The sequence below is a fragment of the Rhodoferax sp. GW822-FHT04A08 genome, assembly GCF_058801025.1.
In genome coordinates, this window is record NZ_JBXAMW010000060.1 from 1 (window position 1) to 1,751 (window position 1,751).

At 60.2% G+C, this 1,751-nt stretch carries 1 protein-coding gene; it reads left to right on the forward strand.

Annotated features, from left to right (window positions below):
* A partial coding sequence (locus AC1RMF_RS26550; RefSeq protein WP_493145547.1) for an HD domain-containing phosphohydrolase occupies nucleotides 1–1,751 on the forward strand: 1,751 nt, incomplete at both ends.

The window sequence follows — 1,751 nt, forward strand, 5'->3', positions numbered from 1 at the left end:
CTGGACTTCTCGCAGGAGCCACACCGGGCCCGCTCCATCCTCTATGAAGTCCAGGCGCTGGGCGACGCGCAGTACGTCATGCATGGCGCCATCCAGAACCGCACCGACGAACTCAAGACCTCGCAGGACAAGCTGGCACGGCTGGTGGACAACGGCATCAAGCTCTCGCGTGAGCAGAACCGCTCGCTGCTGCTGCGCCACGTGCTGTTTGGCGCCCGTGAGATTGCGCATTGCGCTGCTGCCACGCTGTTTCTAAAGACCGAACAAAACACCCTGGTGTTCGCCCAGCGCACCAACGAGGATGCGCTACCCTCCTTTGAAATTCCGCTCTTCAACGCTGACGGCAAGCCGAACAACCACTACGTGGTGGTGAACGCGGCCAACAACAACACATCCGTCATCGTGGATGACGTGTATGCGGAAACGCGCTTTGACATGTCGGGCACCAAGAAGTTCAGCGAAGAATCCGGCTTCAGGACTATCTCCATGCTGACGGTCCCCTTGAGTCCGCGTGAGGGCGAAGTGATTGGTGTGATCCAGCTGCTCAACGCGCAGGATCCCAAGACGGGCCAGGTCATTCCCTTCCCCAAGGATCTGGTTGGATTTGTCGAGGCACTGGCGGCGCAGTCGGCCGTGGCCATCGAGAACCAGAACCTGATCGACGCGCAGCGGCAACTCATGGACGCGCTGATCAAGCTGATTGCCGGCGCGATTGACGCCAAGAGCCCCTATACCGGCGGCCATTGCGAGCGCGTTCCCGAACTGGGAATGATGCTGGCCGAAGCCGCCACGGCCCAAACCACAGGGCCGCTGTCAACCTTCAAGTTTGAAACAGAAGACGAGTGGCGGGAATTCCGCGTTGGCGCATGGTTGCACGACTGCGGCAAAGTCACCACGCCGGAGTATGTGGTGGACAAGGCCTGCAAGCTCGAAACCATTTACAACCGCATCCATGAGGTGCGCATGCGCTTTGAAGTGCTGCTGCGCGATGCCCGCATCACCCAGCTCGAAGCGCTGGCCGGTGGCGGCGATGCGCAGGATGCACAAGCCGCTTTTGACGCACGGCGTGCACAGCTGCTGGATGACTTCGCGTTTGTGGCCGAGTGCAACCTGGGTGGCGAATACATGGCGCCTGAGAAAGTGCAGCGACTGCAGCAGATAGCCCAGCAGACCTGGCTGCGTCACTTTGACGACCGTGCCGGATTGGCCCACGAAGAGCTCAAGCGCTACACCGATGCACCGGCTGCCCTGCCCGCAACCGAGCAACTGCTGTCGGACAAGGCGCACCACATCATTCCACGCACCAGCAAGGCAGTGCTGGACCCCAAGTGGAACTTCAAGGTCAACATACCGGAACACCAGTACAACTATGGCGAGGTCTACAACCTCAGCGTAAGCCGCGGCACCCTCACCGAAGAGGAGCGCTTCAAGATCAACGAGCACGTGATGCAAAGCCTGATGATGCTGGAGCAACTGCCCCTGCCCAAGAACATGCGGCGCGTGCCCGAATACGCTGGCACCCACCACGAGACCCTGATCGGTACCGGCTACCCGCGCAAGCTCTCTGCCGATGAACTGAGCGTGCCCATGCGCATCATGGCCATCGCTGACATCTTCGAGGCGCTTACCGCCTCGGACCGCCCCTACAAGAAGGCCAAGACGCTGTCGGAGTCCATCAAGATCCTGTCCTTCTTCAAGAAGGACAAGCACATTGACGGGGATTTGTTCGATCTGTTCCTGACCTCGGGTGT